This window comes from Gilliamella sp. B2824, from assembly GCF_026536245.1.
GTDB lineage: Bacteria > Pseudomonadota > Gammaproteobacteria > Enterobacterales > Orbaceae > Gilliamella.
Map to the genome: position 1 here is coordinate 1 of NZ_JAFNON010000026.1, position 1,974 is coordinate 1,974.

General features: G+C 38.1%; 3 protein-coding genes. 1 reads left to right on the forward strand and 2 read right to left on the reverse strand.

Annotated features, from left to right (window positions below; translation table 11 throughout):
• Positions 1 to 153 precede the first annotated feature (153 nt).
• Complete coding sequence (locus tag J3U56_RS12240) at positions 154 to 204, forward strand: hypothetical protein (RefSeq protein WP_416380362.1); 51 nt, start codon at positions 154 to 156, stop codon at positions 202 to 204.
• Between the two features lie 88 nt (positions 205 to 292).
• Here the strand turns inward: J3U56_RS12240 and J3U56_RS11890 are convergent, their stop codons facing one another.
• Both J3U56_RS11890 and J3U56_RS11895 read right to left on the reverse strand, forming a co-directional pair.
• On the reverse strand, positions 293 to 733 hold the full coding sequence (locus J3U56_RS11890) for a hypothetical protein (RefSeq protein ID WP_267344963.1): 441 nt from the start codon (positions 731 to 733) through the stop codon (positions 293 to 295).
• A 222-nt stretch (positions 734 to 955) separates the two neighbouring features.
• Positions 956 to 1,974 (reverse strand): VENN motif pre-toxin domain-containing protein (locus tag J3U56_RS11895; protein ID WP_267367914.1); only part of this gene is annotated, 1,019 nt, incomplete at its 5' end.

Below are 1,974 nucleotides of genomic sequence, written 5' to 3' on the forward strand. Positions count from 1 at the left end.
TTGTTTTCTATATCACTAAAGCCAATGGTGCCCGTATCTAACCGGTTTTGGGATTTATCCGCAGTGAAGGCTAGGTGGTTTTATATCGTCGGTGACATGCCACAAGGCACAAAACCCAACCCCTGACCACAACTGACCATTAAAGGCAGGTGGCTGGAGCAATTCGGTTTTTATACTAGGCGACCGGTCATTATTAAAAGTTGAACAGAACAAGTTAATTATTGAACTTGCTATGTAGCTCTAAGGAGCTTAAAAAAGCACCCTAATAAATCAGGGTGCTTTTACGTTGTTACTATTCTAATTTAATTATGTGTATTGAGCCGGATTTTATTTCTTTTGGTAATGTATAGATTATTTCTCTTATATCTTGCGGTATTTCTCTTAAAGATAATGGATTAAGGGGTTTTGCAACTAAAAAATAGCTATTATCTTCATAATTAACATCATAACTAAATAATCCCTTTAAAGCAGAATCAATATAACTTCTTAAATATTGTTCTCTTTTATTTTGATTAAGGAATTCTGGCAAATTATCTTCAATGATTTCAATATCACATCGTTTTTCTAAATCAAAAAAATAATCATATATTTCTTCATAATTCTTAATTGAATCAGCTACTTTCTCAGGTACAGCGGATGTGCCACCTGAAGCAAAGTGTGCTAGATTGCCATTATGAAATGCAGCAAACCAGTCTAGATCGTTAGTACTCATAAATTCATCAGTCATTCTCATTATTTTTCAACTCCAAATATATTTGTACAATTTTCACAACGAGGCACTTGTGTCCCATTACGAGGGCGTACAGCTTGAGTAAATTGTATATCTTTTAATTTAAGATTAGGATTATTTAATAACAATTCGTTAGCTGCTCTAAATTCAGCACAAGCACCTAATACATTACCACACGAAGTCTTAACTCCTAATCCTCCTAATTTATCAGCATAAGCTTGTAATTCAGGGGGCTATTGTAGTGGGAACTGTCCCACTTGATGCAGTAACCACTTTACCAGTTAATGGATCTACAGCTGCAATTGCAGTAGCTGGCTTATATTTGCTATTAGCGAAAGATGCTACGTATTGTTCTAATTCTTTATTTGCATTAGCCAATAAGGAATTATTCCCCGTCGTCCCATTTCCGGCATTAAATTGTTTAATGATAGTATTATTTGCTCTATCATAAACAATTTTATAAGCCCCGTTTTCACTAAGAGTCGTTCTTATTTCATTTAATAGGGCTGATGGATTTTCTATTAGGTTATTTTTATATAATTCCATTATTGCGGCAAGGTCATTTAATTCAGCCTTACTTAATGAATTAGCAAATACGCTAGCAGTCATCCCAAAACCTGCCGCTGGATTACCTTCAAATCCAACCGTTTCGATTAACCACGTTGCTACATTATTAGCACACAAGATTGGATTTGCTGAACAAGAAACAATTGCAGGACCAACTATATCAATGGCAATAGGGGCCGCTATCACTCCGCCTACCACAATCGCAATTGGTGTACCGTACTCAAACATCGTTTCGTTATAACCTTTTATCCCTTCATCGATAACCTTATCTTCACAAGCTTTATCACCGTTACATCCAGCCTTCGCTGCATTTACAATGACTAGACCAAAATCCAGATAGTTATTCTCAACCGAGTTCTTACCGGCAGCAATAGCGGTGCTAGCATCACCCACATCTCCCCCTGCAACGGCAATAGCCAGTCCGGTGGCCAGTTGGGCGAGTGCGCTGATGTTTTGTTTTTCTGCTTCGGTTAATTCGTTGTCGTTCTTATCTCCATAGAATGTTTTTCGAATGACTTGCGCTGCCAGTTCACCTCCAACGGCGCCCAGACCACCCGATAATCCTGAGTTTCCTTGTAACTCCGCAACCACGGCGCCTAAAATCGCATGAGTAACTAAGTTTCCGGCAACATTATCGGTTACCCAGTTGCCATTTTCATCCATATGGCCGGTATGCT

Excerpts from the sequence above, each read along its gene's own strand:
- J3U56_RS11890 (WP_267344963.1), bottom strand. The coding sequence starts at position 733 with ATGAGAATGACTGATGAATTTATGAGTACTAACGATCTAGACTGGTTT.